This window comes from Nioella sp. (assembly GCF_964229645.1).
Classification (GTDB): Bacteria; Pseudomonadota; Alphaproteobacteria; order Rhodobacterales; family Rhodobacteraceae; genus Nioella.
In genome coordinates this window covers 1-4,506 of the sequence record NZ_CAXREX010000294.1, presented here as the reverse complement: position 1 = coordinate 4,506, position 4,506 = coordinate 1, and the positions used below count along the sequence as shown (strand labels likewise).

At 64.7% G+C, this 4,506-nt stretch carries 5 protein-coding genes; 3 read left to right on the top strand and 2 right to left on the bottom strand.

Annotation, left to right across the window (positions count from 1 at the left end; genetic code table 11):
* A partial coding sequence (gene fabA, locus ACEQXV_RS18745) for a bifunctional 3-hydroxydecanoyl-ACP dehydratase/trans-2-decenoyl-ACP isomerase (RefSeq protein WP_370270446.1) occupies nucleotides 1-254 on the bottom strand: 254 nt, incomplete at its 3' end.
* Nucleotides 255-452: 198 nt separating this feature from the next.
* On the opposite strand from fabA, the gene irrA reads away from it, so the two are divergent.
* Nucleotides 453-872, top strand: coding sequence for an iron response transcriptional regulator IrrA (gene irrA / locus ACEQXV_RS18740; RefSeq protein WP_370270445.1), 420 nt, complete (start codon nucleotides 453-455; stop codon nucleotides 870-872).
* A 121-nt stretch (nucleotides 873-993) separates the two neighbouring features.
* Complete coding sequence (typA, locus tag ACEQXV_RS18735; protein WP_370270443.1) at nucleotides 994-2,811, top strand: translational GTPase TypA; 1,818 nt, start codon at nucleotides 994-996, stop codon at nucleotides 2,809-2,811.
* A 73-nt stretch (nucleotides 2,812-2,884) separates the two neighbouring features.
* Here the strand turns inward: typA and ACEQXV_RS18730 are convergent, their stop codons facing one another.
* Entirely contained in the window at nucleotides 2,885-3,577 is a 693-nt protein-coding gene (locus ACEQXV_RS18730; RefSeq protein WP_370270441.1) for a hypothetical protein, read from the bottom strand.
* A gap of 174 nt (nucleotides 3,578-3,751) precedes the next feature.
* On the opposite strand from ACEQXV_RS18730, the gene ACEQXV_RS18725 reads away from it, so the two are divergent.
* Nucleotides 3,752-4,333, top strand: a complete 582-nt coding sequence (locus ACEQXV_RS18725) for a VOC family protein (RefSeq protein WP_370270439.1) — start codon at nucleotides 3,752-3,754, stop codon at nucleotides 4,331-4,333.
* Nucleotides 4,334-4,506: the final 173 nt, after the last annotated feature.

The following is a 4,506-nucleotide window of genomic DNA, read 5'->3' as shown; positions in this document are numbered from 1 at the left end:
TCCAGCCCAAGACAGCCGGGCATGATCGGGTTGCCGGGGAAGTGGCAGGAAAAGAACCACAGGTCGGGATTGATGTCGAACTCGGCCACGACATGGCCCTTGCCGTGCAGGCCGCCATCGCCCGAGATCTCGGTGATCCGGTCCATCATCAGCATCGGCGGTTCCGGCAACTGCGCATTACCGGGGCCGAACAGCTCTCCGCGTGCGCATTTCAGCAGGTCGTCCCGGTCGAAGCTCGTGGGGTAATTTGCCATTCTTGTCCGCCTCTTCCCTTCTGGCCGATGTCCCCGGCCTTCCAAATTCGTCATCCCCTAGCACCTGCGCAAGCCCCGGCGCAAGGATCACGCAGGGCCTGCCGGGCGCGGCGAAGACGCAGGTCAACCCGAATCCGTTTGAAAACCGGTCCGACCCGCGACTATATTATACGTCAAATCGACGGAATGAGACCCCGGATGACACCCGAAGCGCTCGAACGCAGTACCAAGTGGCTTGCCACGGCCGACCTGAGGCCGACCCGTCAGCGCCTGTCGCTGGCCACCTTGCTTGTGGGCGACGGGCAGCACCGGCACGTGACCGCCGAGGGCCTGCACGCCGCAAGCCTGGCTGCGGGCGAGAAAGTGTCGCTGGCCACGGTCTACAACACCCTGCGCGCCTTCAGCGATGCCGGGCTTGTGCAGGAAGTCACCGTCGACGGCACCCGCAGCTATTTCGACACCCGCACCGACGATCACCCCCATTTCTATTTCGAGGAAGACGGGCAACTGGTCGATGCGGCGAAGGCGGAACTGAAGATCGCCGCCCTGCCCACGCCGCCCGAAGGCTACGAAGTGGCCAAGGTCGATGTCGTGGTGCGCCTGCGCAAGATCGACTGAGAGCGGGCAAATTCCTCCCAAGGGAACTTGCTAAACTCTTTGCAAGAGTTTTGCTCTGGCCTTTGCGCGCGCATCCCTGTAACGGCGGGGCCAACTCAGCTTTACCCGAAAGGCCCATGGTATGGACCTCCGCAATATCGCGATCATCGCGCACGTTGACCATGGCAAGACCACGCTTGTCGACGAGCTTCTGAAACAATCGGGCGCCTTCCGCGCCAACCAGGCCGTGGCCGAGCGCGCCATGGACTCCAACGACCTCGAACGCGAGCGCGGGATCACCATCTTCGCCAAGCCCACCAGTGTCGAATGGAAGGGCACCCGCATCAACATCGTCGACACCCCTGGCCACGCCGATTTCGGCGGCGAGGTGGAGCGCATCCTGTCGATGGTCGACGGGGTGGTGTTGCTGGTCGACGCAGCCGAAGGCCCGATGCCGCAGACCAAGTTCGTGACATCGAAGGCGCTGGCGCTCGGCCTGCGTCCGATCGTGGTGCTCAACAAGGTCGACAAGCCCGATGCCGAGCCCGACCGGGCGCTCGACGAATGCTTCGACCTGTTCGCCTCGCTCGATGCCGACGAGGACCAGCTCGACTTCCCGCATCTCTACGCCTCGGGCCGTTCCGGGTGGGCGGATGCCGAGCTCGATGGCCCGCGCAAGGACCTTCACGCGCTCTTCAACCTCATCGTGAACCATGTGCCCAAGCCCAGGCAGATCAAGCGCGAGAGCGAAGATTTCCGCATGCTGGCCACCACGCTCGGAGCCGATCCCTTCGTGGGCCGGCTGCTGACGGGCCGGGTCGAGTCGGGCCGGATCAAGGTGGGGGCGACCGTGCAGGCCCTCAGCCGCGTGGGCGAGAATATCGAACGCTTCCGCGTGACCCGGATCCAGGCCTTCCGGGGCCTGTCGATGCAGGATATCGACGAAGCGGTCGCGGGGGACATCGTGTCGCTTGCCGGCATGTCCAAGGCCACTGTGGCTGACACGATCTGCGCCCTAGCCGTGGACGATCCGCTGGAAGCCCAGCCCATCGATCCGCCGACCATCTCGGTCACCTTCGGGATCAACGACAGCCCGCTGGCCGGCCGCGACGGCAAGAAGGTCCAGTCGCGCGTGATCCGTGAGCGCCTGCTGAAGGAAGCCGAGTCCAACGTGGCGATCCGCGTGACCGACACGCCCGGCGGCGAGGCCTTCGAAGTCGCGGGCCGGGGCGAATTGCAGATGGGCGTCCTGATCGAGAACATGCGCCGCGAAGGGTTCGAGCTGTCGATCAGCCGCCCCCAGGTTCTGCTGCGCGATGACGGCGAGCACACGCTGGAACCGATCGAGGAAGTCACCATCGACGTGGATGACGAGTATTCCGGCGCCGTGATCGAGAAGATCACCGGCCCGCGCAAGGGCAACCTCGTCGAGATGAAGCAAAACGGCGGCAAGACGCGGATCATCGCCCATGTGCCGTCGCGCGGGCTCATTGGCTATCACGGCGAGTTCCTGACCGATACGCGCGGCACCGGCGTCCTGAACCGGGTCTTCCACGAATGGGCCCCCCACAAGGGCCCGATCCCGGGCCGCCGCGCGGGCGTGCTCATTTCGATGGAAAACGGCACCTCGGTGGCCTATGCGCTGTGGAACCTCGAAGAGCGGGGCCGCATGTTCATCGGCCCGCAGGCCCCGGTCTATACCGGCATGATCATCGGCGAGCACAGCCGCGACAACGACCTGGAAGTGAACCCGCTCAAGGGCAAGAAGCTGACCAACGTGCGCGCTTCGGGCACGGATGACGCGGTGCGCCTGACCCCGCATGTTCAGTTCAGCCTCGAAGAGGCCATCGCCTATATCGACGATGACGAGCTGGTCGAAGTGACGCCCAATGCCATTCGCCTGCGCAAGCGCTTCCTCGACCCGCATGAACGCAAGCGCCAGTCGCGCGCTGCGAGCTGAGCCAAAAGCCAGACCTGAAAAAGGGCCTGCCCCGTTTGGGACAGGCCCTTTTCCATTTCAGATCATAGCCGGTTCAGCGCGTCAGCAGGCGGCGCAATTCGGCCAGCGCGTCCTCCGACAGGTCGAGCCCGCCCGCCAGCTGCGCCAGTTCCTCCTCCGCCGCGCCTTCGGCCTCTTCATAGGCTTCACCCGCCTCGTTCGAGGCAGCAGCGAGAGAGGCAAGCCTGGTTTCATGCGCGTCATGCGCGGCCAGTTCCCCTTCAAGCCGCTCCAGATCCTCGGCATAGGTTTCCGACGCTTCATCGAGCGCGTCGATTTCGCCCTGGATCACTTCGGGGCTTCTGCCCTGCCAGCCATCCCGTTCGGCGGTGTAGGCGGCAAAGGCCTCCTGCCAGGTGCGATAGGCTTCGTCGGCCGCGCCATAGGCCTCGCGCAGCGGCGCAAGCTCGCCCACCCGGCTGTTGGCAGCCGCGTTCAGGAAGGCCTGTTCGCTGGCATGGGCGGCGTTGAGACCGCCCAGTTCGCGGGCGACCAGCCCGTGCCCGTTGCCGTTGCCCCCAGCATTTCCATTGCCGTGGCCATTGGCGTTTCCGCCACCATTTCCACCGGCATTGCCGTTCCCGTTGCCGCCAGCATTGCTGTTGCCGCTGTTGCCCTGGGCCTCGGCAGGCCAGGCGATCAGGGCGCCTGCGCCGATGGACGCGGTTGCAAGGGTGAGGGCAACAAGAGAACTCGTGACGACCTTGACCAGTTGGTTCGGTTTCATGGGGTCGCTCCTTTGGCGGAAAATCTGGCAGCAACCTCGTCAACTCCTGCGGCGAAAGCAAGGCAGGATCACGCCGGGAAGCGGGCAAGGCCCGGGCCGAGGCCCGATCTGGTCCGCTTTTCATTGCCATTACGCGTCTGGGCCTTACTCTAGGAGGCAAAGGGGGAACAGATCATGCGCAAACTTCAGGTTCAGGGCGTCCATCACATCACGCTGACCGGTGCCGACCGGCAGACCTCGATCGATTTCTGGGAGGGGGTGCTGGGCATGCCCTTCATCTTTGACCAGCCCAATCTCGACAACCCGCGCGAGGGTCATCTCTACTTCGATCCCGGCGACGGGCGGCTCATCACTGTCTTCACCAACGAGGATCGCACACCCGACCCGCGCCGCACGCCCACCGAACCGGGCTGTGTCCACCATCTCGCCTTAAATGTCAGCAAGGCCACTTTCAGCCAGTGCGTCACCCGGCTCGACGAGCGCGGCATCAAGCATTCCGGCCCCAAGGACAGGGGCTTCATGGACTCGATCTATTTCACCGATCCCATGGGCCTTCTGATCGAACTGGCCTCCTACAGGTTCGAACCACCCACGGGCTGCACCCATGCCGACGTGATGATCGAAGCGCACCGGATGCGGGTGGCGGCAGGGGATTACAACATCCAGGAAAAGCATCTTGCCGATGCGATCGAACTCCTGGTGGAGCGGCGCCAGCAGAGCCTGTCTGCCGACCGATCCCCGAAGAACCCGTATTGACCTTCTTCTTTGTCCAAATACCCCCGCCGGAGGCCTCCGCCCTTGCCAGGAAAGCTGACGCAGGCCCGGAAACCAGACCGGGCCGCACGCCCATGGCAATGCGGCCCGAGGAGGGCCCCGGAGGGGCCTGACGAGGGCCGCCCCCGGGTCGCCGCCGGCCGGCGGCGACACCC